2 protein-coding genes are annotated in these 1,082 nt (G+C 45.1%); both read left to right on the forward strand.

The annotated features are described in order from the left end of the window. Window positions 1–557: ATP-dependent Clp endopeptidase proteolytic subunit ClpP (gene clpP, locus A3750_RS00730; protein WP_068547934.1), on the forward strand; the 557-nt coding region annotated here is incomplete at its 5' end. An 89-nt stretch (window positions 558–646) separates the two neighbouring features. Beyond that, window positions 647–1,082: ClpX C4-type zinc finger protein (locus tag A3750_RS00735; protein WP_156498272.1), on the forward strand; the 436-nt coding region annotated here is incomplete at its 3' end.

The raw sequence follows: 1,082 nt of genomic DNA on the forward strand, positions 1-1,082 counted from the left end.
AGCAGACTGCTCGTGGTGAGCGTTCTTTCGATATATATTCGCGTCTTCTAAAAGAGCGTGTGATCTTTCTTGTAGGTCAAGTCGAAGATCATATGGCTAATCTTGTAGTCGCCCAGTTGCTGTTTTTGGAGTCGGAAAATCCCGACAAAGATATCCACCTCTACATTAACTCTCCTGGTGGGTCCGTGACGGCAGGGCTTTCCATTTATGACACGATGCAGTTTATAAAGCCTGATGTGTCTACTCTATGTATCGGTCAAGCGTGTAGCATGGGCGCCTTTTTGTTGACTGGCGGGGCAAAAGGTAAGCGCCATTGTCTTCCGAATGCAAGGATGATGATTCATCAACCTTTGGGCGGATATCAGGGGCAGGCGACTGACATTGAGATACATACGAAAGAAATTCTTACGATTCGTGACAAGCTGAATCGTATTATGTCTCATCATACTGAGCAGGACTTAGAGACCATCGCGCGCGATACAGATCGTGACAATTTTATGGATGGTTCTGCTGCAGTTGATTATGGTTTAATTGATTCAATCATCGATAAGCGATAGTAGTCTTTTGATTGATTCCCTGGCGATGTCAGTGAGCATGGAAGCGCTGATACAGGCATCGTAAGTAACANTCAGGAATAGGAATAGAAATGTCTGACGATAAAAACGGCAAAGGCGAAGATAACGGCAAGCTACTTTACTGCTCTTTCTGCGGGAAGAGTCAGCACGAGGTGCGCAAACTCATAGCAGGCCCTTCAGTATTTATTTGCGATGAGTGTGTGGATCTTTGTAACGATATTATTCGTGAAGAGATTCAGGAAAGCACAACAGAGGAAAGCTCTGATCGTTTGCCTGTGCCGCAGGAGATCAAAACGACTTTAGACGATTATGTGATTGGTCAGGATCGAGCGAAGGTGGTTCTTTCTGTAGCTGTTTACAATCACTATAAGCGTTTGAAGTACAGCGGTGGTAAGAAAGCGGATGTCGAGCTTGGCAAGAGTAACATATTGCTGATTGGTCCAACCGGTAGCGGTAAAACTCTGTTGGCAGAGACATTGGCTCGCCTCCTTAATGTTCCATTTACGA

Source organism: Oleiphilus sp. HI0079 (assembly GCF_001635105.1).